Source organism: Neobacillus sp. DHD-1R (assembly GCF_057747995.1).
In genome coordinates this window covers 3,517,899-3,539,112 of sequence record NZ_CM173232.1, presented here as the reverse complement: position 1 = coordinate 3,539,112, position 21,214 = coordinate 3,517,899, and the positions used below count along the sequence as shown (strand labels likewise).

General features: G+C 36.8%; 25 protein-coding genes. 21 read left to right on the top strand and 4 right to left on the bottom strand.

Annotation, left to right across the window (positions count from 1 at the left end; translation table 11 throughout):
- The first annotated feature begins 36 nt into the window (after positions 1–36).
- From AC3ANL_RS17385 to AC3ANL_RS17365, 5 genes are all read left to right on the top strand, one after another.
- A complete protein-coding gene (locus AC3ANL_RS17385; RefSeq protein WP_488325658.1) occupies positions 37–1,083 on the top strand; it encodes a YpbB family protein in 1,047 nt (348 codons plus the stop codon).
- Positions 1,074–2,579: a RecQ family ATP-dependent DNA helicase gene (locus AC3ANL_RS17380; protein WP_488325657.1), complete on the top strand. Its 1,506-nt coding sequence runs from the start codon at positions 1,074–1,076 to the stop codon at positions 2,577–2,579. The genes AC3ANL_RS17385 and AC3ANL_RS17380 overlap by 10 nt, the downstream gene beginning before the upstream one ends.
- Positions 2,576–3,181 (top strand): CPBP family intramembrane glutamic endopeptidase, encoded by a 606-nt coding sequence (locus tag AC3ANL_RS17375; RefSeq protein ID WP_488325656.1) that lies wholly within the window; start codon positions 2,576–2,578, stop codon positions 3,179–3,181. The genes AC3ANL_RS17380 and AC3ANL_RS17375 overlap by 4 nt, the downstream gene beginning before the upstream one ends.
- The gene (locus tag AC3ANL_RS17370; RefSeq protein ID WP_488325655.1) at positions 3,178–3,921 is read left to right on the top strand and encodes a LysM peptidoglycan-binding domain-containing protein; all 744 of its coding nucleotides are present in this window, start codon (positions 3,178–3,180) and stop codon (positions 3,919–3,921) included. Before AC3ANL_RS17375 ends, AC3ANL_RS17370 begins: the two co-directional genes overlap by 4 nt.
- Positions 3,922–4,011: 90 nt before the next feature.
- Positions 4,012–4,467, top strand: a complete 456-nt coding sequence (locus tag AC3ANL_RS17365) for a DUF2663 family protein (RefSeq protein WP_488325654.1) — start codon at positions 4,012–4,014, stop codon at positions 4,465–4,467.
- 33 nt (positions 4,468–4,500) lie between these two features.
- Here AC3ANL_RS17365 and AC3ANL_RS17360 read toward each other — a convergent pair whose 3' ends face one another.
- The 3 genes from AC3ANL_RS17360 to AC3ANL_RS17350 form a co-directional block, all read right to left on the bottom strand.
- A complete protein-coding gene (locus AC3ANL_RS17360; RefSeq protein WP_488325653.1) occupies positions 4,501–5,070 on the bottom strand; it encodes a manganese catalase family protein in 570 nt (189 codons plus the stop codon).
- 87 nt (positions 5,071–5,157) lie between these two features.
- A complete protein-coding gene (locus AC3ANL_RS17355; RefSeq protein WP_488325652.1) occupies positions 5,158–5,418 on the bottom strand; it encodes a spore coat protein CotJB in 261 nt (86 codons plus the stop codon).
- Entirely contained in the window at positions 5,415–5,645 is a 231-nt protein-coding gene (locus AC3ANL_RS17350) for a spore coat associated protein CotJA (RefSeq protein WP_488325651.1), read from the bottom strand. Before AC3ANL_RS17350 ends, AC3ANL_RS17355 begins: the two co-directional genes overlap by 4 nt.
- A 144-nt stretch (positions 5,646–5,789) precedes the next feature.
- Between AC3ANL_RS17350 and AC3ANL_RS17345 the strand changes: the two genes are divergently transcribed.
- The 14 genes from AC3ANL_RS17345 to fni all read left to right on the top strand — a co-directional run bounded on the left by AC3ANL_RS17345 (position 5,790) and on the right by fni (position 18,816).
- Positions 5,790–6,422: a CBS domain-containing protein gene (locus tag AC3ANL_RS17345; protein ID WP_488325650.1), complete on the top strand. Its 633-nt coding sequence runs from the start codon at positions 5,790–5,792 to the stop codon at positions 6,420–6,422.
- A gap of 219 nt (positions 6,423–6,641) precedes the next feature.
- Positions 6,642–7,424: a metallophosphoesterase gene (locus AC3ANL_RS17340; RefSeq protein WP_488325649.1), complete on the top strand. Its 783-nt coding sequence runs from the start codon at positions 6,642–6,644 to the stop codon at positions 7,422–7,424.
- Positions 7,425–7,498: 74 nt separating this feature from the next.
- Positions 7,499–8,080 carry a genetic competence negative regulator gene (locus tag AC3ANL_RS17335; RefSeq protein WP_488325648.1) on the top strand — a complete coding sequence of 194 codons (582 nt, stop codon included), beginning with the start codon at positions 7,499–7,501 and terminating at the stop codon, positions 8,078–8,080.
- 232 nt (positions 8,081–8,312) lie between these two features.
- Entirely contained in the window at positions 8,313–9,590 is a 1,278-nt protein-coding gene (locus AC3ANL_RS17330) for a Glu/Leu/Phe/Val family dehydrogenase (RefSeq protein WP_488325647.1), read from the top strand.
- Between the two features lie 108 nt (positions 9,591–9,698).
- On the top strand, positions 9,699–10,664 hold the full coding sequence (locus tag AC3ANL_RS17325) for a YpdA family putative bacillithiol disulfide reductase (RefSeq protein ID WP_488325646.1): 966 nt from the start codon (positions 9,699–9,701) through the stop codon (positions 10,662–10,664).
- A gap of 6 nt (positions 10,665–10,670) precedes the next feature.
- Positions 10,671–11,630: an asparaginase gene (locus AC3ANL_RS17320; RefSeq protein WP_488325645.1), complete on the top strand. Its 960-nt coding sequence runs from the start codon at positions 10,671–10,673 to the stop codon at positions 11,628–11,630.
- A 133-nt stretch (positions 11,631–11,763) separates the two neighbouring features.
- A complete protein-coding gene (gene prsW, locus AC3ANL_RS17315; protein ID WP_488325644.1) occupies positions 11,764–12,489 on the top strand; it encodes a glutamic-type intramembrane protease PrsW in 726 nt (241 codons plus the stop codon).
- 152 nt (positions 12,490–12,641) lie between these two features.
- A complete protein-coding gene (gene sleB, locus AC3ANL_RS17310; RefSeq protein ID WP_488325643.1) occupies positions 12,642–13,388 on the top strand; it encodes a spore cortex-lytic enzyme in 747 nt (248 codons plus the stop codon).
- 14 nt (positions 13,389–13,402) lie between these two features.
- Positions 13,403–14,752, top strand: coding sequence for a germination protein YpeB (gene ypeB / locus AC3ANL_RS17305; RefSeq protein WP_488325642.1), 1,350 nt, complete (start codon positions 13,403–13,405; stop codon positions 14,750–14,752).
- Positions 14,753–14,860: 108 nt separating this feature from the next.
- Positions 14,861–15,046 (top strand): YpfB family protein, encoded by a 186-nt coding sequence (locus AC3ANL_RS17300; protein ID WP_488325641.1) that lies wholly within the window; start codon positions 14,861–14,863, stop codon positions 15,044–15,046.
- A gap of 137 nt (positions 15,047–15,183) precedes the next feature.
- On the top strand, positions 15,184–15,858 hold the full coding sequence (cmk, locus tag AC3ANL_RS17295; RefSeq protein ID WP_488325640.1) for a (d)CMP kinase: 675 nt from the start codon (positions 15,184–15,186) through the stop codon (positions 15,856–15,858).
- Between the two features lie 2 nt (positions 15,859–15,860).
- On the top strand, positions 15,861–16,442 hold the full coding sequence (locus AC3ANL_RS17290) for a lysophospholipid acyltransferase family protein (RefSeq protein WP_488325639.1): 582 nt from the start codon (positions 15,861–15,863) through the stop codon (positions 16,440–16,442).
- Positions 16,443–16,606: 164 nt separating this feature from the next.
- Positions 16,607–17,746, top strand: a complete 1,140-nt coding sequence (gene rpsA / locus AC3ANL_RS17285; protein ID WP_488325638.1) for a 30S ribosomal protein S1 — start codon at positions 16,607–16,609, stop codon at positions 17,744–17,746.
- A gap of 11 nt (positions 17,747–17,757) precedes the next feature.
- Complete coding sequence (gene fni / locus AC3ANL_RS17280; protein ID WP_488325637.1) at positions 17,758–18,816, top strand: type 2 isopentenyl-diphosphate Delta-isomerase; 1,059 nt, start codon at positions 17,758–17,760, stop codon at positions 18,814–18,816.
- Between the two features lie 55 nt (positions 18,817–18,871).
- Here the strand turns inward: fni and AC3ANL_RS17275 are convergent, their stop codons facing one another.
- A complete protein-coding gene (locus AC3ANL_RS17275; protein WP_007084885.1) occupies positions 18,872–19,012 on the bottom strand; it encodes a YpzI family protein in 141 nt (46 codons plus the stop codon).
- A gap of 107 nt (positions 19,013–19,119) precedes the next feature.
- Between AC3ANL_RS17275 and AC3ANL_RS17270 the strand changes: the two genes are divergently transcribed.
- Both AC3ANL_RS17270 and der read left to right on the top strand, forming a co-directional pair.
- Complete coding sequence (locus AC3ANL_RS17270) at positions 19,120–19,728, top strand: YphA family membrane protein (RefSeq protein ID WP_488325636.1); 609 nt, start codon at positions 19,120–19,122, stop codon at positions 19,726–19,728.
- A 175-nt stretch (positions 19,729–19,903) separates the two neighbouring features.
- Entirely contained in the window at positions 19,904–21,214 is a 1,311-nt protein-coding gene (gene der, locus AC3ANL_RS17265; protein WP_488325635.1) for a ribosome biogenesis GTPase Der, read from the top strand.

Below are 21,214 nucleotides of genomic sequence, written 5' to 3'. Positions count from 1 at the left end.
TTGTCGATAATATGCGAAAAAAGTGGTGGAGTAAAAATGTTGCAATTAGAAACCATCATTCTTTATTGTTTAAAACAATTAAATAGTGAACGGACCATTTATTCCGTCTATCATCTTATAAAAGGAAAAAAGTCATCACAAACCATCCAAGATGCTCATTTATTTTCGTTGAAGAGATTTTTTGGGATATATGAATCATTATCCCGTGAGTCTTTTGATGAAGTTATTGATAAAATGCTTGCAAACAAGTGGATTGTCAGTAGTGGCGATCAACGATACCTTTTAACGCAGTCTGGACATGAACTTTTAGAAAATGCTTCATTTCCCGTTTATATCAATGGCTGGAGTTATCATCCCTTTACAACCTTGTTTTGGGAAAGGCTTTCGCTGTTTATTCAAGTGACTTCGAATCTTGTTTACGGGGAAACAAGGTATCTTCCCATTCAAAAAAATAAGGATGTTCACCTATGGTTAAAATCAGCTTTAAAAAAGCTCAAAATACCTAGGAATGAGTTGGGGGCAGTCTTATTTTCTGAATTAATGGTATGCTTTAATGACGAAAAGGAGATCGATCCATCCATATTAGTGTTTCAATTAACTGGTTTTCAGCAAATAGGTTTAACACCGCTCCAGGCAGCAAAGAAGTTAAAGTTGGATATACACGATTACCAAATCGGCTTTATTCATGCACTCCATTATCTATTGCAAACCATTGAAAAGGATACTCATCGATTTAGCATCCTGCCTGCACTTATTAAAGACTTGAAGCAGGATGATGAATTAACCATTACATCTAGAAAAACGTGGAAACTTTTAGAGCAGGGATACTCTATCGATCAGATTGCGAATTTTAGGCATTTAAAGATAAGTACAATTGAAGACCATCTTGTGGAATTTGCCTTACATGTTGATGGTTTCTCAATCGATCGATATGTTAATAAAGAGTTACAAAAAAAGATAGTAGAAATTTCTCAGCTTCTTGGAACTAAGCAGCTAAAGCTGATAAAGGGAAAATTGAAGGAAGCAACCTATTTTCAAATTAGGTTAGTGTTTGCAAAGTATGGTGAAAATGAATGCAATTAGAAAAGCTTTTAGAAAAACACTTTGGCTATCAATCATTTAAAATTGGGCAAAAGGAAGTTATCTCATCCATCCTTGCCGGGAAACATACATTAGCTATGCTCCCAACAGGAACGGGAAAATCATTATGTTATCAACTTCCTGGTTTTATACTAAAAGGGCATATTTTAATTATTTCTCCTCTTCTTTCTTTAATGCAGGATCAGGTAGAGCAAATGAAACTGATAGGAGAAAAAAGGGTCATTGCACTAAATTCGTTTCTTACTTCCACAGAAAGAAACCATGCGCTTCGTCATTTAAAGGAGTATAAGTTTATCTTTATTTCTCCTGAAATGTTAGGGGTACCTTTTATCATAAGTATGCTTCAACAACTATCTATTTCGTTATTCGTAGTCGATGAAGCTCATTGTATATCCCAGTGGGGTTTTGATTTTCGGCCAGATTATTCAAAGTTAGGCAACATTCGAGAAAAGTTAGGTAATCCTTTAACACTCGCACTTACCGCAACCGCTACAAAAAAGGTACGTGAGGACATTGTTGTTTCACTAGGACTAGAAGAAATCATTAAAATAGAATCGACGATTGATCGACCAAATATAGCCTTTTTAGTTGAAGAATTAAACACCTATCATGATAAGCAGAACCGAGTGCTCGACCTTGTTAAACAATTGCAAAAGCCAGGAATCATTTATTTTTCAAGTAAAAAGGCGGCAGAACAAATGGCTTCGTTACTAGTAGAGAAAGATATCTGTCAGGCAATGGCCTACCATGGGGGAATGGATCAAAACACAAGAATATTGATTCAACAACAATTTCTCCATAATCAACTTGATGTTATTTGTGCAACCAGTGCGTTTGGAATGGGAATAAATAAGGAAAATATTCGGTTTATTATCCACTATCATATGTCGATGCAAATAGAATCCTATCTCCAGGAAATCGGCAGGGCAGGCCGTGATGGACTGCCAAGTGTTGCCATCCTATTATATTCACCAGGTGATGAGCAGCTTCCACTTCAACTTGCAGAAGGGGAATTGCCAACAGAATTGCAAATAGATTGGTTGTTTACACAAGTACAGCAGGATCAATTGTTCAGGGATGGTAAAATTGAACTAAATCAGCAATTATGCGATCATGGCCGGTTTTCAGAAGTTCAGTGGAGAATCATCAAGGATTTCATCAATAATTCATCACTTGAGAAAAGCTCCCTTAAAGGTTTACAGTTGGATTTAAAGAAATTTGTTAAAGAAAGATTAGAAGTAAAGATAACTAATATTTATCGAATGAAAAAATTCGTGGAAGACACAACGTGCAGACGTGCATGTATTTTAGATTATTTTGATGAGCAATTGGTAAACAAAGTACCCTCATGCTGTGATCTTTGTGGTTTGACACTAGATCAATATCATTCTGTTGAAAATACAGTGCCAATAAATAGGGAAGAAAAATGGAAGGATTACCTTGCCAAAATTCTATTCAAGAGTGAGTTGAGTGAATGAAGAAGAAATATCATGCACTGATTGCAGGCTTAACTGATAAAGAGCTTCTTTATCATCTGTATTTAACACAAATCATTCTCTTGGTTATTTCCTTTATTTTAGGATTTATATTTTTTGACCATTTTTCATATTTAGCCAATTTTCACTTCCATGACCTAAATATTTTAAAAATAGGTATTCCTGCTGGTGTAGCTGTTGTCATCTTGGATATTGTGTTAATGAAATGGCTGCCTTTTTCTTTTTATGATGATGGGGGATTGAATGAAAGGATCTTTAGAAAAAGAAATATTTTCCATATTTTAGTGATTGCCTTTATTGTTGCCTTTAGTGAGGAACTACTTTTTCGAGGGATCATTCAGACAAAGGTGGGGCTGATCCTAGCTAGTATTATTTTTGCTATCATTCACTACCGTTATCTTTTTAATTGGTTTCTATTTTTAAATATTGTATTACTTAGTTTTTTTATTGGTTTGATTTTCGATTGGACCGGAAATATAGCGGTTACCATCATGATGCATTTTGTCATTGATTTTGTTTTAGGCGTATATATAAAATGTAGACCTTCTATCATTGAGGACGAACAAGGAGGAGTAGCTCCGTGAATAAAGAAGAACCTTATAGAGACCAAGCGGAAAGATTAAAAAAACGGATTCAAAAAATTAATGAAATGGCCGAAGATAGTGCTGGTCCAAATCGAAGTGATAAATTTCCTCCAAGGGAGCAATTGCACCGTCAAAAAAAGAAGAAAACAAAATGGAAGTTAAAATATCCAGTCATTCGGTTATTAGTATTGTGTTTTATCCTCCTTCCAATTATTATTTTTAGTATTATATCCTACCGAGAAAGTGGTAATCGTCTTAAGGGAACGGAAAAAACATCAGGAGACTCAGTCGGATACGAAACCATCAATCTTGAAAAGTCGACTCAAGATGAAAAAAGCATTTCAGCGGAATCAAAGGAAAGTAATCAAAATAGCATCGAGACGAGTGATGTTGGTGAAAAAAGTGCAGATCCTGGCGCAGAATCAAAGCAGACTGCTTCGAGTGATCATTCTAATCCTACTATTCCGACATCCAGTCCAAAGGACACTGCTATTAAACAAGGTTCAGATAAAAATAGTCCTCAGCCGGCTGTAACAGAAACCAGCAAGTCTGATACAAATAAAACCGTTAAAACCACTAAGCTGGTTTATCACACTGTCCAGCCACAAGAAACATTATTTAGGATAGCGATGAAGTATTACAAATCTCAAAAAGGTATCGCCATTATTAAGAATGCGAATCACCTTCAGAGTGAAAGCATTTATGCTGGTCAAGTTTTAAAAATACCATTAAACAATTAGCCGGTCTCTGATCGGTTTTTTTGTTTTCGAAGAACATAATTTATAGGACAAGGTCATATGTATATAGAGAGAAATGGAGGGTGATAAAAAATGGATTCTCCAATCCAATTACTTGAACATACTGATCCGGCAACAAAACAAATGTTAGAAAACGTTAGGAAAAGAAAGAAAAAGTTTGATGATGCTAAAATGTGGCATTATTTTTCAATATATTTAACGCTTTTTTTTGCTTTTTTATTTATTTTATATTTTTATAAAAACGTCTACACTCACTATTCTTTTTCTTATATATCCATGTTATCTGTTTCATTAAATGATTCGATAGCAGTGTTTTTATTTGCGATCTCCTTGATCGGGTTTGGTGCAATGAAACTGCTAAAAGAACAAAAGGAAAAAAAAGAAAAGGAATATCAGGAATTAAGATGTGAAATAGTTGATCGCAGTAAAGACTTATGGAAAAAAGAAGAGGAATGGAAAAATAGACATGTGGTTTTCGAAGTGATGAAAAAGCAATATGATATTAACCTGTACCACGAAAAAAAATAAGAAGCAGAAAATGGAGCTGCTTCTTATTTTTTATCAGAAGATTGTCTTTTTTCCTTGCTCATCTTTTAAAATTTCTACAGCTTCTCGAAAACGCTGAGAATGAATGATTTCTCTTTCACGAAGGAACCTTAAACCATCATTTAAATCAGGGTCATCACTCATGTTGATAATCCATTGATATGTCGCTCTGGCTTTTTCTTCTGCAGCAATATCTTCATATAGATCAGCTATTGGATCGCCTTTAGCTGCAATATAGGATGCAGTCCAAGGAACACCGGAGGCGTTTTGGTAGTATATGGCTTTATCATGGTTGACATAATGGTCGTCAAGTCCGGCTGCAATCAGCTGCTCTGGAGTGGCATCCTTAGTTAATTTATAAATCATTGTGGCAATCATTTCCAAATGAGCAAACTCTTCAGTTCCAATATCTGTTAAAAGACCAATTACCTTATCAGGAATGGAATATCTTTGATTTAAATAACGTAAGGCTGCTGAAAGTTCCCCGTCCGCACCACCATACTGTTCTATTAAATATTTTGCAAGCCTCGGGTTACACGTACTTACACGGACAGGATATTGTAGTTTTTTTTCGTAAATCCACATTTTATAAAGACCTCCCTCTAAACTTTGCTAACAATCTAGCTCAACACCTATGCGATTTACCCTCATCGCTATGGGACTCTTTTGCTGTTAAACTTGCCATGGCCATGGTGTATCATCCCAGTTCCAAGGATATCCTGAGTAGCTGTTGCCATATTGTTGTAAAGGGCCGAATTGACTTTCAAATTGCTTTTTTAATTTCTTTCTCTCTTTTGCATAGTGATTAAATTGATTTATGGCTTCAAGATCATCGTTATGTGTGTCTAAGTATAAGGTAAGTTCAACTAAAACAAAGTCGACTGCCTGAAGTTGTTCCATTAGCTGATAATATTCTGCTGGTACCTGTTTCACTGTGGCAGTCCTCCTTTGCCTGGCTCCAGTGGACCATACCACGAATCATAAAAGTCCTTCCAAAGTGTACCTGCCTTCAGGGCCTCGAATGGTGTAAATTGTGGTAAATTCGGCGGTTGGTAACCCATATATATATTAGGTGGGGTAGAGTAAGCTTTTTCAAGGATTGGTTTACAAGGGTCATACGGACTCGCATAAGGATGATACGTTTTAAAATGAGTATTCATAGTCGTCCTCCCTTTTTCAATATCAGTTAATCATATGAAATAATTTTTGATACATGACATAAATCTTTAATATATTAAAGGATAATTCATTAGATTGTAGAAGTATAATTAACATAGAGGATTAAGACTACGAGGTGATGAGAAATGTTCGTAAAAAATATCATGATACCAAGACATGAATGTTATACGGCACAGGCTGATGTAACCCTTAGGGAAGCGTTGGCACTACTAGAAGCACATAAAATTGATGGTTTACCAATATTAAAGGGTGATAAATATGTTGGAGTTGCCACAAGATTTAATATCTATCAAGGTTTTTTCCTTTCAGGAAAGGCAAGGGAAGAATATTTGACTTCTACCTTAGTTAAAGATATTGCTTCATATGAAGACAAGTTTTTACATGGGGGAGAAATGTTCGAAAAAACATTGCTCGATTTAAAGGATTTCCCATTATTGGCGGTTGTGGATTCCAATGGAACCTTCCTTGGAGTTGTAACACGTTCTGATGTAATAAGTTCATTTGAAAGTGCGTTTGGCGTCAATCGTCCTGGTGTTAGGATTGCTTTTACCTCAGTTGAAACTGAAGGACGAATTGCTCGCCTTTCGGAAATTGCCCATCAATTTCATGAACATATTATCTCACTTGTCACTTTCGATGAAAAAGACAAACTAGTGCGTCGAATTGTTATGAAGATTGAAAAGAAAGATAATATTGATAGATTTACTAAAAAGCTTGAAGAATATGGGTTCCGTATTTTAAGTATTCAAGAGGACTAATTATAACAATAAGGCAAAGAAAGAAATTCCTTCTCATATATTGTATGGGGAGGATTTTTATGTTTAAAAGTAGAAGCATGCACATTCTTACTTTATTTTGTGGGTATTACCAAATTGAATGGTATTTAGCTGGGTGCACACAGTAGCCTTTTTAAGTTAGGTGTCCTTTATGGTATGATTTTCGTATAACTGTAAGTAGGGGAAATGGGGAAAGAAAACATGATTATTTTTTTGGGTGGACTATTTTTAATGGGGGTATTCCTGCTCTTATATATGTGGCGAGAAGCATTTTTAAATAAAGTTGTGGAACAGGAACTATATTTTTCAGACTTTCCAGCATCATTTGAGAGGGTATCTATTTTTTTTATTTCGGATATTCATAGACGGACCATTTCTGATAAAGTTATTCAACAGGTAAAAGAAAAAGCTGATTTTGTAGTAATCGGGGGGGATTTGACTGAGAAAGGTGTCCCTTTTGAAAGAGTAAAAGCAAACTTAATAAAATTAAAGCAACTTGGCCCCGTTTATTTCGTTTGGGGGAATAATGATTATGAAGTGGATTTTCGAAAATTAGACGCGATATTGCTTGATTTTGGCGTAAAGGTGTTAGACAATACTGCCGTGACATTCGAATCAGCATTCGGCGAAAAATTATCTTTACTTGGTGTGGATGACATGAGTCAACAACGAGATCGCTTAGAATTGGCACTACAGGATGCAGAGGATAGCAGTTTCAAAATAGCGGTAAGCCATTTTCCGGCCATTACGGAAAAGATCCTCCCTGAGCACGATATTCGCCTAGTACTAAGTGGACATACACATGGCGGACAGATCCATATATTAGGGTACAGTCCATATGAAAGAGGAAAGCTTAAAAAGTTTGTGAACACCGTTCTGTTAATAAGTAATGGATATGGAACCACTGCTCTGCCATTAAGGTTAGGAGCCCCTGCAGAATCACACCTCCTTACGTTAAAAAGGGGACCAGAAAATTTCGGATGATGTAGACAATTCACCAATAGAACCCTAAGGCATACACTGAAAACAAGAGTTATGTCACGGCAGGGGGCAAAAGCATGCGCTTAGAACGCTTAACGGCCAATAAAATAAAAATATTTTTAACCTCTGATGATTTATTTGACCGAGGACTTTCGAAAGAAGATATTTGGAAAGATTCGAGTAAATGGAATCAGCTTTTTCATGATATGCTTGAAGAAGCGAGTGAGGAATTAGATGTGGATATCCAGGGTTCTGTAGCCGTAGAAATCTTCTCCCTGCAGGCTCAAGGGATGATCCTAATCATAACGGTTGACGAAGTAAAAGACGATGAGGATTTACAATATGATGGCTATATTGAAATGCAGGTAAGAGTTGAAGGCTGTGAAGAATTATTATACGAATTTAAAGATTTTGAAGATATTATTGGTCTATCCAAAAGACTATCTATTGTAGATATTTTTGGAGGAAGCCTTTATGCATGGAATAACCGTTATTATCTTTTACTGGAAAACGTTGAAACAGCAAAAAAGGAAGTGGCTGCATGTATCTTATCAGAGTTTGGCAATCCCTCCATTTTGAGTCCAATCGTTCTTGCTGAATATGGTAAACCTGTTATGGAACATTTCGCTGTGGAAACCATTCTTCATTTTTTTAAATAAACGTTGGTCTGAATAAGATTAAACTTTAAAGGGGGCATTGGCCCCTTTCTAAATGAAGAGAGGATAGACATGTATAAAGGAAATCCTTTTAAAACGGAATTGATAACGTTTACATATTGACGTTTTTCTAAAAGAAGTTTGTGCTTTATTTCTTGCATAAATCCTTTAAACGTGTATACTTGTGTCTGAAAGAGGACAACATTCGTAAAGCATTTTCTAGGAGGATTACAAAATGGTAGCCGAAAAAGCTAATGAACAGACTAATCAAGAGGGAGAGCAAGATGTGTTAAAATCAACACAAACTGTTATTCATAAGGCCCTTGAAAAGTTAGGTTATCCTGAAGAGGTATATGAGCTCTTAAAAGAGCCGCTACGGTTATTGACAGTTAAAATCCCAATAAGAATGGACGACGGTTCGATAAAAATATTTACTGGATACCGTGCACAACATAATGATGCAGTTGGCCCAACAAAGGGCGGTATTCGCTTTCATCCAGATGTAACGGAAACAGAAGTGAAAGCCCTTTCAATCTGGATGAGTTTGAAATGTGGTATTGTTGACCTTCCATATGGCGGTGGTAAGGGCGGTATTGTTTGTGACCCCCGGAATATGTCTTTTAGAGAACTTGAAAGATTAAGTCGTGGATATGTAAGAGCAATCAGCCAAATTGTTGGTCCAACCAAGGACATTCCAGCACCAGATGTGTTTACCAATTCGCAAATCATGGCGTGGATGATGGATGAGTATAGCCGAATCGATGAATTCAATTCTCCTGGATTTATTACAGGTAAGCCGCTTGTATTAGGCGGTTCCCATGGACGAGAATCTGCAACAGCAAAAGGGGTGACCATTTGCATTCGCGAAGCAGCTAAAAAGAAAGGTATTCAAATTGAGGGTGCCCGAGTGGTCATTCAGGGCTTTGGTAATGCAGGAAGCTATTTATCTAAGTTTATGCACGATGCAGGTGCGAAAGTTATCGGTATATCAGATGCATACGGTGCATTGTACGATCCAAACGGTCTTGATATTGATTATCTATTAGATAGACGAGACAGCTTTGGAACTGTAACAAAATTATTTAACAATACAATAACAAATAAGGAATTGCTTGAACTTGATTGTGATATTTTAGTTCCGGCTGCGATTGAAAATCAAATTACAGCGGAAAATGCCCATAATATTCGTGCTGGCATCGTTGTTGAGGCAGCCAATGGCCCTACGACATTAGAAGCCACTGAAATATTAACTGAACGTGGAATTCTACTTGTTCCAGACGTGTTAGCTTCAGCAGGTGGAGTTACTGTTTCTTACTTTGAGTGGGTTCAAAATAACCAAGGTTACTATTGGACTGAGGAAGAAGTTGAAGAAAAACTTGAAAAAGTTATGGTGAAATCATTTAATAATATTTATGATACTGCCCAAACACGCCGAGTAGATATGCGGCTTGCTGCCTATATGGTCGGGGTTAGAAAAATGGCAGAAGCAAGCCGCTTTAGAGGCTGGATATAAGTTAAGACAGAAATAAAAGGTTTGTTTGTTGAAACCCAGTAAAAAATCTCCTATCATGATACGGTAGGAGATTTTATTTATTTGTTTTAAGGAGATGTACTAAGAGCAATGGAAGATGTCATTATAATTGGTGGAGGCCCTTGTGGTTTAGCAGCAGCAATTGCCTTACAAGAAATCGGCAAAAAGCCTTTAATTATTGAAAAGGGGAATGTGGTTAATTCCATTTATCATTATCCAACTCACCAAACCTTTTTTAGTACGAGTGAAAAATTAGAAATTGGCGGGATGCCTTTTGTAACGGATAGTTACAAGCCTAAGAGAAATCAGGCCCTTGTCTATTACCGTGAGGTTGCAAAGCGAAAACAGCTTCGTATAAATGCGTTTGAAACCGTCATGAAAGTCACGAATCAAAATCAGCAATTTCAAGTGGTCACAGATAAAGGTTCGTATACCACCAATTATGTGATTATAGCTACTGGCTACTATGATCATCCTAATTATATGAATGTCCCTGGCGAAGGCTTATCAAAGGTTTTTCATTATTTTAAAGAGGCCCATCCATATTTTGATAAAGATGTTTGCGTAATTGGTGGAAAAAATTCAAGTGTAGATGCTGCTTTAGAACTTATTAAGGCGGGAGCGCGGGTAACAGTTTTATACCGTGGTGAAGAGTACTCTCCAAGTATTAAGCCATGGATTTTACCTGAATTCGAAGCATTAGTGAGGAATGGTACAATTCTAATGGAGTTTCGGGCACATGTGAAAGAAATATCTGAGAAACAGCTAGTTTATCTAAAAGATGGGGAAGAAAAGACAATTAACAATGATTTTGTTTTCGCTATGACTGGCTATCATCCAGATCACCGATTTATTGAGAAAATGGGTGTGAAAATTGATGAAGAAACAGGAAGGCCAAAATATAATCCAGAATCAATGGAAACAAATGTGGATGGGATATATATCGCCGGAGTCATTGCCGCAGGAAATAATGCTAATGAAATATTCATTGAAAATGGAAGGTTTCATGGTGAACAAATAGCACGTTCTATTTTAGAAAAAGAAACTAAAGGATGATCTGTGATGAAAAAAGTAGTTCTTTTAACAACCGGTGGTACAATTGCAAGTAAACCAAATCAGTCTTCAGGGAAATTAGCCTCTGGTGCTTATACGGGAGAAGAGTTGGCTTCCATGTGTAATTTACCTGAAGACATTGAAGTAGTTGTGGAATCTGTCTTTCAAAAAGCGAGCATTCATATTACATTTGAAGATTTAGTGCATCTAAAGAATAAAATTGAAAATTATTACAAGGATGATTCGGTTTCCGGCGTGGTTGTTACCCATGGGACAGATACAATGGAGGAAACTGCTTACTTCCTTGATTTAACCATTAACGATTATCGGCCGGTAGTTGTAACAGGTTCGCAGCGTTCTCCTGAAGATTTAGGAAGCGATGTGTATATTAATTTGCGGCACGCTATCTACTCAGCTTGTTCCAGTGACTTACATGATGCAGGCACCGTCGTTGTGTTTAATGAACGTATATTTGCCGCCAGATATGTGAAAAAAGAACATGCATCTAATATTCAAGGTTTTAATGCCTTTGGCTTTGGTTATCTTGGGATTATTGATAATGATCGCGTCCAAATTTTTCAGAAACCCATAATAAGAGAACATTTTGCCATTAAATCCTCGATTCCACAAGTCGAAATAATTAAATGCTATATTGGTGCTGATGGGAAATTTATTAAGGCTGCTCGTGAAGCGGGGGTAGCTGGAATTGTCTTAGAAGGCGTAGGCAGAGGCCAAGTGGCCCCTAAAATGATGGAGGAGATTGAAAAGTCAATTAATGAAGGGATCAAATTAGTAATTACAACAAGTGCTGAAGAGGGATCAGTATATACAACCTATGATTATGAAGGTAGTGCCTATGATCTTTATAAAAGAGGAGTAATTCTTGGCAGTGACAATGACTCGAAAAAGGCAAGAATTAAACTTGCTGTGGCGTTGGCAAGCAGCTTAGATACTATCAATTTTGAGTAACAAAAGCTCCTGTGACATATGGATCCATAAGTAAATGATGATATGGTGGTATGAGAATTGGAATGAATCTTTCATTTTCTTTATAAGTTATACATGATACGATATAGAAAACCGATTGGAAAAGAGGTAGAACATGCTCGGAATTTTATCTGCCGGAGTAGCCCCTGGTTTGGCCCTACTAAGTTATTTTTATTTAAAAGATGAATATGAGCCAGAGCCAATCTCCTTTGTTCTTCGGACATTTTTGTACGGGGCTCTATTGGTGTTTCCAATCATGTTTATTCAACATGTCCTTGATACAGAGCATTTGCTAAATTCGCATCTTTTTGATGCCTATCTTAGTTCCAGTCTATTGGAAGAGTTTTTTAAATGGTTCATCTTGTTTTATGCGATTTATCAACATGTTGAATTTGATGAACCATTTGACGGAATTGTCTATGGAGTAGCCGTATCTCTTGGTTTTGCTACAGGTGAAAATATTTTCTATTTAATTGCAAATGGGATTGAGCATGCGATGACACGTGCTTTATTGCCAGTCTCAAGTCATGCCCTTTTCGGTGTGATTATGGGCTTTTATCTAGGAAAGGCTAAATTTACCAAGGGCAGCAAAGCAAAGTGGATTATCTTATCTTTGCTTTTGCCATTTATTTTACATGGTTCCTATGATTTTATCTTAATTTCCCTAGAAAATTGGCTATATATTATTTTGCTTTTTATGATTTTCCTTTGGTGGTTTGGTTTACGTAAAGTGAAAAAAGCAAAAATATTAAGTGCCAACCATTTCAAAAAAGAATATCCAATCCAAACGAGGATGTCCCAAAATAAAGGGTCAGACCCCACTACCTCAACATTTCGCTGAATATAGGCGATGATGTATTGAGTGTTTAACGTGAGGTCAGACCCTTATGGGACATCCTCTTTTTAATTAATCTGTATGAAATGGAATAAAAACACCAATTAAACAAAAAATAGGGTTACTGCAAAAAGATTCATAATGGGGGTTATTATTCCATGATTAAGAAAAGCATCCTACTCAAATACTTCATCCTTCTCTCTTTCTGCATCATCCCATTTTCTATAGTGGATAGCCAAAAGGTGCATGCCTTTTCCAACCAGGTCATCCAAAAGGGAGCCGTTGGCGAGGATGTCATTGAGTTACAATCCAGGCTCACACATATTGGCTTTTACCATGGGAAAATCGATGGGGTATTTGGATGGGGGACGTATTGGGCATTAAGAAATTTTCAATATGAATTTGGGTTACCGATTGATGGAATTGCTGGGGCAACAACCAAGGCGAAGTTAACAAAAGCTACAAAATATAACAAACAAACAGCACAAAAGCCATCAACACCTAAACCAGCTGCACAAAAGCCGACGGCAGCGAACACACCAAATGGGTTCTCGCAAAATGAGATCCGCTTAATGGCCAATGCTGTCCACGGAGAATCAAGGGGAGAACCATATATCGGGCAGGTGGCTGTTGCAGCCGTCATACTTAACCGGGTAAATAGTTCATCGTTTCCCAATACCGTATCAGGGGTAATTTTTGAACCTGGGGCATTTACAGCTGTTGCAGATGGACAAATTTGGCTGACACCGAATGAAACATCCAAAAAAGCAGTTTTAGATGCTGTAAATGGATGGGATCCGACAGGAGAAGCATTATACTACTTTAATCCTGCTACAGCCACAAGTGGATGGATCTGGGGAAGACCACAAATAAAACGAATTGGCCAACATATCTTTTGTAAGTAGAGAGGTGAATAGATTTGATTAGAGGAATATTGATAGGGATTCTCGCTATAGGTGTTGCGGGAACAGCATATTGGGGCTACCAAGAACACCAAGAAAAAAATGCGATACTTATTAATGCGGAAAACAATTATCAACGAGCATTTCACAATCTTTCATATCGAATGGATCTATTGCACGATAAAATTGGTTCTACTCTTGCCATGAATTCTAAAGAAACCTTGTCTCCATCATTAATTGAAGTGTGGAGACTTACTTCGCAAGCACACGGAGATGTTGGGCAGCTGCCTTTAACCTTATTGCCTTTTAACAAAACGGAAGAATTTTTAGCGAATATTGGAAATTTTAGCTATCGTACTGCTGTTAGAGACTTAGGTAAGGAACCGTTAACAGATAAAGAATATGAAACATTAAAAGTACTCTATAAACAGTCTGGTGACATTCAAGGTGAACTTCAGAATGTGCAGCATATGGTTTTGAAAAATAACTTGCGTTGGATGGATGTCGAACTTGCCCTTGCATCTGGGAAAGAAACAACGGATAACACAATTATAGATGGCTTTAAAACAGTTGAAAAAACAGTTTCAGGCTATGAAGAGGCAGATTTTGGACCAACATTTGCGAATATGCAAAAAAAGGATGAAAATTTTAAGAAAATAAAGGGGAAAACCATTACACGTAATGAGGCCATCACCATTGCAAAAAAATATATTAAGCTTGATGGCAATGCGCAAGTGAAAGTTACTGACAATGGAAAAGGATCCGATTACGGCTTTTACAGTGTGTCAATCAAAAATAAACAAAGCGGGCAAGAAGCAAGTATGGATATTACTAAAAAGGCCGGTCATCCCATTTGGTATATTAATAATCGGGAAATAAAGAAACCAGTTCTAAGTCTTAATGATGCAGATAACAAGGCAGCTGCATTCTTAAAAGATACAGGGTTCAAAAATATGGAGGTTTTTGAAAGCACACAATATGATAATATTGGCGTCTTCAACTTTGTTACAAATATAAATGGAGTTAGGATTTATCCTGAATCCATTAAAGTCAAAGTTGCCCTAGATAATGGGGATATAATTGGGGTTTCTGCTGAGGAATATTTAAAATCCTTCCAAACAAGAACTATTGAAAAACCAACTATATCAATAGAACAAGCTCGAGCAAAAGTAAATCCAAAATTAAAAGTCATGGAAGACCGTAAAGCCATGATTGTAAATGATTTAAATGAAGAGGTATTATGTTATGAGTTCCTTGGGACTATTGAAGATAGTACGTACCGAATATTTATTAATGCCAAAACTGGTTTTGAAGAAGAAGTAGAGAAAATGAAGGATGCGGAAACTATTTATAAAGATGTACTTTAAGGAGGAGCATTTGCTTTTCCTTTTTTTAGGTATGGTTACACCATGTTTAAGAATAAAAAAATACAGGGGCTCCAATAATATACATATATAATAATTGGAGTGGTGGGTATGAAAATGGTAGAGCGGATTTTAATTAAAGTTGTGATCGTCCAGTTTATCTTTTTATTTTTATCCCAACTATTCTTCCACCAGTTGGATATTTTTCCGCAAATTAAACAATTAACAAAATACGAAGGGGTAAATGAAAATACATTTACGGAGATCCTCCAAACCTTTCAAGGTGGAACAAAATAAAGCAGGCCATCCTGCTTTATTTTTTATTGGCTTTGTTATTTCTTTATTGAAAAGGGTAAAAAAAAAGGGGCATTTCTTTTTCTTGTGGTAAAATAATAGAGAAGAGTAGACGAACATGAAGGCATTTAGGAGGATTTATGAAAAAGAAATTATCAATTGCAATTGACGGCCCTGCTGCAGCCGGAAAGAGTACAGTAGCAAAAATTGTGGCAGAAAAACTTTCTTATATTTATATTGATACTGGTGCGATGTACAGGGCATTGACATATAAAGCGATCGTTAACCGTGTAGATTTGGAAGATGAGGTTTCATTGTTGGACACGCTCTTATCTACTGAAATTAAATTATTACCTTCTGAAAAAGGGCAGTTGGTCTTCCTTAATAATAGTGATGTGACCAATGAGATTCGAACGGCCGAGGTAACTAATTCTGTTTCTTATGTTGCCCGACATCAGAAGATACGTAAAGAAATGGTTAGAAGACAACAAGCTTTCGCTACAGAAGGTGGAGTTGTGATGGATGGCCGAGATATCGGAACACATGTATTGCCAGCTGCAGAAGTAAAGGTGTTTTTGCTTGCAAGTGTGGAGGAAAGAGCGGAAAGGCGCCATAGTGAAAATATTCAAAAGGGATTCCCTTCTGATTTAGATAAATTAAAAGAAGAAATTGCACGCAGAGATAAAATCGATTCAGAAAGAGATGTAGCACCCTTGAAGAAGGCTGATGATGCGATTGAAATTGATACAACCTCTTTAACCATTGCTGAAGTTGTTGAAAAAATTATGGCATTGGTGCTTGAAAGGATTGGATAAGTGTGGCTTTTTATGACTTTGCAAAGTCTGTAGTAACGATTATTTTCAAACCATGGTATAGGATTAAAGCAATTGGTGTTGAAAATTTCCCCAAAGAAGGTGGTGTTCTTCTTTGTTCCAATCATATCCATAATTTTGATCCAATTGTAGTAGGGATCATGGCACCTCGGCCCGTACACTATATGGCGAAGGAAGAGATTTTTCACGTTCCTGTGTTGGGTGGTATCGTTAGAAAGTGTAATGCCTTTCCAGTTAAAAGGGGATTTAGCGACCGTGAGGCACTAAGAATGGGCTTAAAGGTATTAAAGGATGGCCATGTCTTCGGCCTTTTTCCAGAAGGAACAAGGAGTAAAACTGGAGAGTTAGGAAAGGGATTGGCAGGAGCAGGCTTTTTTGCTCTAAGATCTGAAGCACATGTTGTCCCTTGTGCTGTTTTAGGGCCTTATAAAAGTTTCAATAAGCTTAGGGTTGTTTATGGGAAACCGATTGATATGAGTGAAATGAAAAAAGCAAAAGCATCAGCCGAGCAGGTGACTGAATTAATTATGTCAGAAATTGATAAACTTATAAAAGAGCATCGATAGGTTCTGCTTGACAAAAAAGGCTATTTGTAAGAAGTTTATAAAAAGAGATTTTTTTTGAATATTCCTTGCAATTGCCCTTGTTTTTTATATATGGTGTTTGCTGAGTGGTATTCACCCAATCATATATAGTATTTTAGGAGTAAATGGATTAAGGAGGAATACATATGTCGGAAGAAATGAATCAAGTAGAAGTGAAAAACTTTGAAATTGGGGACAAAGTAACAGGACAGGTTACTAAAGTAGAAGAAAAACAGGTGCTTGTCAATGTTCCAGGTAGTAAACTAGATGGAATTATCCCAATCAGTGAGCTTTCAAGCTTGCATGTTGAAAAAGCTTCTGATGCGGCGAACATTGGTGATGAACTCGAACTTGAAGTGTTAAAAGTGGAAGAAGAGGCCTTGGTCCTTTCAAAAAGGAAAGTAGATGCGGAAAAGGCTTGGGAAAGTTTAGAACAACAATTCCAAAATGGCGAAATTCTTGAAACAGAGATAAAAGACGTCGTAAAAGGCGGCCTTGTTGTTGATCTAGGTGTTCGTGGATTTATCCCTGCATCATTAGTTGAACCGTATTTTGTTGAGGATTTCAGTGACTACAAAGGACGTACACTTGCGTTTAAGATTGTTGAACTTGATAAGGATAAAAATCGCCTAATCTTATCCCATCGTGCAGTTGTGGAAGAAGAAAAAGGTAAACAAAAGCAAGATCGTCTTAGTGCCCTGCAAATAGGCCAAATCATTGAGGGAACTGTACAAAGAATAACCGATTTTGGTGCATTCGTTGATATTGGCGGAATTGATGGTCTTGTTCATATTTCTCAATTATCCTATGAGCATGTTGATAAACCAACAGATGTTGTTCAAGAAGGACAGCAAGTTAAAGTGAAGGTTTTAAGTGTAGATCGTGATAATGAAAGAATTTCTTTATCCATTAAAGAAACACTTCCTGGACCATGGACGAATATTGCTGAAAGAGCTCCTAAAGGTAGTATTTTAGATGGGAAAGTTAAACGCTTAGTATCTTATGGTGCGTTTGTAGAAGTTTTCCCAGGTGTTGAAGGTCTTGTTCATATTTCTCAAATTGCCCATAAGCACATTGGAACACCACATGAAGTATTAAAAGAAGGGCAAGAAGTAAAAGTAAAAGTTCTAGAAACAAATGAACAGGATCAACGTCTATCGTTAAGTATTAAAGAACTACTTGAAAAAGATGAAGAAGAAAACTTTGATTACGAGCTTCCTGAAGAGTCAAAAGGCTTTCAGCTTGGAGAAATGATTGGAGATAAATTAAAGAATTTAAGAAAATAATGGTGATTTAAATGTCTAGATCTGAACGGAAATGGGATCACATTCGCTTTGCACTTCAAAACCAGCAAAACCATTCGACAGTTTTCGATGATATTAAATTTATTCACCAAAGTTTACCGAATATCAGTTTAAATGATGTTCGGTTGGATGATTCAATTGGCGAACTTTCATTAAGTTCGCCAATTTTTATCAATGCAATGACCGGCGGCGGTGGAGAAAAGACATATCTTATAAACCAACAATTGGCAATGGTCGCTAGAGAAACCGGACTAGCTATGGCCGTTGGCTCACAAATGTCTGCAATAAAGGATCAAAGTGAAAGATATACTTATGAAGTGGTACGAAAAGAGAACCCTAAAGGGATTGTTATTGCTAATTTAGGTTCGGAAGCCACTACGGAATATGCCAAAGCGGCCATTGAGATGATCGAAGCAAATGCCTTGCAGATTCATTTAAATGTGATTCAAGAACTAACGATGCCTGAGGGTGACCGGGATTTTAGTGGTGCCTTAAAAAGAATTGAATCCATTGTTAACGGGGTGGATGTTCCTATTATTGTCAAAGAAGTAGGATTCGGAATGTCGATGGAAACAGTAGAATCTCTTAGATCAATTGGAGTCATGGCGGTTGATGTTGGAGGCTCTGGCGGTACAAATTTTGCGGAAATAGAAAATAAGCGTCGAGAAAAATCTCTCTCATTTTTTAATGAATGGGGTATTCCTACTCCGATTTCAATCATAGAAGCAGCATTTACGGCTGAAAAAATTTCGATTATTGGCTCGGGTGGTTTTTTGACTGGACTGGATATCGCTAAAGGTATTGCAATTGGTGCCAGTGCGATTGGAATGGCAGGCTTTTTCTTGCAAGTTCTTGTTGAAAAGGGGATAGAATCGTTAATTGATGAAATTGAAATCCTGCATAAGGAATTAGCGATGATTCTAACGGCTTTAGGAGCAAAATCTTTATCTGAATTAAAAAAAGCACCCTTAGTCATATCTGGTGAAACCTATCATTGGTTACATCAGAGAGGAATTGATACAAAACAATATAGTCAGCGTTCGATCAAATAAAGCTCCCGCATATGCGGGAGCTTTTTCTTTAAACAGCGCTAATCAGGCACTTTCGCTATCTCTTTCCATCATTCAATCCACGTGCCTCTTCTGGGCTTGATAGTTTGGTAGCACCTGGGTAGTGTAAGGCTTGATCACGATCTGATTCCACTCTTCTACTTGCTTTGAGTTTTTTCTCTTGTCGGTCTTTTCCCATTATTCACACCTCCTCTTAATAAGATGATTCACCACCGAAATATTATTCCGAGAAGTATGAAAGTACATAAAAATTACCAATAATAAAACTATTGAGGTGGTGAGAGTATGGAAGGGTCAATGTTTTATTGGATCGCTTGGTCATTTTGGATATATCTTACATTCATGCTGGACAAAAAAAATCCATATCGGTTAATGCTGTCGGCGATTCTTCTCATTGTGATCCTATTATCAAATATAAAGTTTATGGTAGGCGGATTTGAGATACACGCCAGTGGTTTTTGTTTATTAATTATATCGTATTTATTTTTCAGCCAAGAAAAACTAAGAGTCATTATCTATTACTTTATTTGTTCGTTAATCGTGTCGATTGCGTATGTTACCTTTCATTTATTCGAAATATTCGACCCCATATGGATAATTTTTAAAAAAGAATGGATGATGGGTATTTGCTTTGGTTATCTAGCTATTCTTCTTCAAAAAACACTAAAAGGGCGATTGCTTATTATCATTTGCGGAACCATGCAAGGGGAAGTTTTATATGCCTATACCTTAAGTAGGATTCCGTTTCCCTATTCGATTGGAACATTCGAATATTTAGATGTGTGTGCCTTAATTCTTTCGTTGTTGGTAGGATGGAGTGCAATTGAACATGCAGGGTCCTATATGCAAAATCACTTTCACTTTTTTGAAAAAGCTAAACAAAAATCATCTTAATCATGAATCTTGTTAGGCTTACCATTGCTAGAAGTGATTAAGATTGATAAAATAATTAAAGTTAGGCCCTTCTTTATGATAGAAGGGTTTCTTTACTTAATAAGAACTTTAAATGGAATAATGCTAACATAACAATTTTTTTGTGAAATATATGAGAGAAAGGATGGCGATCATAATGGTTAAACCAGTTATTGCCATTGTAGGAAGACCGAACGTTGGAAAATCAACTATTTTTAATCGAATTGTAGGTGAACGTATTTCTATCGTCGAAGATATTCCAGGAGTAACTAGAGATCGTATTTATAGTTCGGGTGAATGGTTAACACATGACTTTAATGTGATCGATACAGGTGGAATTGATATCGGAGATGAGCCGTTTTTAGAGCAAATTCGTCAACAAGCAGAAGTTGCCATTGATGAAGCGGATGTCATTATCTTTTTAACAAATGGACGAGAAGGCGTAACAGCTGCAGATGAAGAAGTAGCGAAAATTCTATATAGGTCTAAAAAACCGATTGTTTTAGGTGTCAATAAGATTGATAATCCTGAAATGAGAGAACAAATTTATGATTTTTATTCACTTGGCTTTGGTGAACCTATCCCTGTTTCGGGATCACACGGACTAGGACTGGGCGATTTATTGGACGAAGCAGCAAAACACTTTCCAAAAAATAAGCAAGGCGAATATGCTGATGATGTGGTCAAGTTTTCTTTAATTGGACGACCAAATGTCGGCAAGTCCTCACTCGTCAATGCCATTTTAGGGGAAGATCGAGTCATTGTCAGTAATATCGCGGGTACAACTCGCGATGCAGTTGATTCTCCGTATACGTATGAAGGGCAAAAATATGTCATTATTGATACGGCAGGGATAAGAAAAAAAGGGAAAGTGTATGAGAGTACTGAAAAGTATAGTGTGCTCCGCGCATTAAGGGCTATTGAACGTTCTGATGTCGTTTTAGTGGTCATTAATGCTGAAGAAGGAATTATTGAGCAAGACAAAAAAATTGCCGGCTATGCCCATGAGGCTGGACGCGCTGTAGTCATTGTAGTGAATAAATGGGACGCAATTGAAAAAGATGAGAAGACCATGAAAGAGCTTGAACAAAAGATTAGGGAACATTTTTTATTCCTTAGCTATGCTCCGATTGTATTTTTATCGGCAAAAACCAAAAGACGGATTCATACCCTATTGCCAATGATCAATACAGCGAGTGAAAACCATTCGATGCGTGTTGAAACAAGCGTATTAAATGATGTTATTATGGATGCCGTTGCCATGAATCCAACACCAACTGACAAAGGAAAACGGTTGAAAATATATTATGCTACCCAAGTAGCCATTAAACCTCCAACCTTTGTTGTGTTTGTAAATGAACCAGAAATGATGCATTTCTCCTACGAGCGTTTTCTGGAAAATAGAATTAGAGACGCTTTTGGATTTGAGGGAACCCCTATCAAAATTTTTGCTAGAGAAAGAAAATAA

What these genes read in the sequence shown, in the direction of transcription:
- AC3ANL_RS17385 (WP_488325658.1), top strand. Translation starts at nt 37, where the DNA reads ATGTTGCAATTAGAAACCATCATTCTTTATTGTTTAAAACAATTAAAT.
- AC3ANL_RS17380 (WP_488325657.1), top strand. Translation starts at nt 1,074, where the DNA reads ATGCAATTAGAAAAGCTTTTAGAAAAACACTTTGGCTATCAATCATTT.
- AC3ANL_RS17375 (WP_488325656.1), top strand. Translation starts at nt 2,576, where the DNA reads ATGAAGAAGAAATATCATGCACTGATTGCAGGCTTAACTGATAAAGAG.
- AC3ANL_RS17365 (WP_488325654.1), top strand. Translation starts at nt 4,012, where the DNA reads ATGGATTCTCCAATCCAATTACTTGAACATACTGATCCGGCAACAAAA.
- AC3ANL_RS17360 (WP_488325653.1), bottom strand. Translation starts at nt 5,070, where the DNA reads ATGTGGATTTACGAAAAAAAACTACAATATCCTGTCCGTGTAAGTACG.
- AC3ANL_RS17350 (WP_488325651.1), bottom strand. Translation starts at nt 5,645, where the DNA reads ATGAATACTCATTTTAAAACGTATCATCCTTATGCGAGTCCGTATGAC.
- AC3ANL_RS17345 (WP_488325650.1), top strand. Translation starts at nt 5,790, where the DNA reads ATGTTCGTAAAAAATATCATGATACCAAGACATGAATGTTATACGGCA.
- AC3ANL_RS17340 (WP_488325649.1), top strand. Translation starts at nt 6,642, where the DNA reads ATGATTATTTTTTTGGGTGGACTATTTTTAATGGGGGTATTCCTGCTC.
- AC3ANL_RS17335 (WP_488325648.1), top strand. Translation starts at nt 7,499, where the DNA reads ATGCGCTTAGAACGCTTAACGGCCAATAAAATAAAAATATTTTTAACC.
- AC3ANL_RS17330 (WP_488325647.1), top strand. Translation starts at nt 8,313, where the DNA reads ATGGTAGCCGAAAAAGCTAATGAACAGACTAATCAAGAGGGAGAGCAA.
- AC3ANL_RS17325 (WP_488325646.1), top strand. Translation starts at nt 9,699, where the DNA reads ATGGAAGATGTCATTATAATTGGTGGAGGCCCTTGTGGTTTAGCAGCA.
- AC3ANL_RS17320 (WP_488325645.1), top strand. Translation starts at nt 10,671, where the DNA reads ATGAAAAAAGTAGTTCTTTTAACAACCGGTGGTACAATTGCAAGTAAA.
- prsW (WP_488325644.1), top strand. Translation starts at nt 11,764, where the DNA reads ATGCTCGGAATTTTATCTGCCGGAGTAGCCCCTGGTTTGGCCCTACTA.
- sleB (WP_488325643.1), top strand. Translation starts at nt 12,642, where the DNA reads ATGATTAAGAAAAGCATCCTACTCAAATACTTCATCCTTCTCTCTTTC.
- AC3ANL_RS17300 (WP_488325641.1), top strand. Translation starts at nt 14,861, where the DNA reads ATGAAAATGGTAGAGCGGATTTTAATTAAAGTTGTGATCGTCCAGTTT.
- cmk (WP_488325640.1), top strand. Translation starts at nt 15,184, where the DNA reads ATGAAAAAGAAATTATCAATTGCAATTGACGGCCCTGCTGCAGCCGGA.
- rpsA (WP_488325638.1), top strand. Translation starts at nt 16,607, where the DNA reads ATGTCGGAAGAAATGAATCAAGTAGAAGTGAAAAACTTTGAAATTGGG.
- fni (WP_488325637.1), top strand. Translation starts at nt 17,758, where the DNA reads ATGTCTAGATCTGAACGGAAATGGGATCACATTCGCTTTGCACTTCAA.
- AC3ANL_RS17275 (WP_007084885.1), bottom strand. Translation starts at nt 19,012, where the DNA reads ATGGGAAAAGACCGACAAGAGAAAAAACTCAAAGCAAGTAGAAGAGTG.
- AC3ANL_RS17270 (WP_488325636.1), top strand. Translation starts at nt 19,120, where the DNA reads ATGGAAGGGTCAATGTTTTATTGGATCGCTTGGTCATTTTGGATATAT.
- der (WP_488325635.1), top strand. Translation starts at nt 19,904, where the DNA reads ATGGTTAAACCAGTTATTGCCATTGTAGGAAGACCGAACGTTGGAAAA.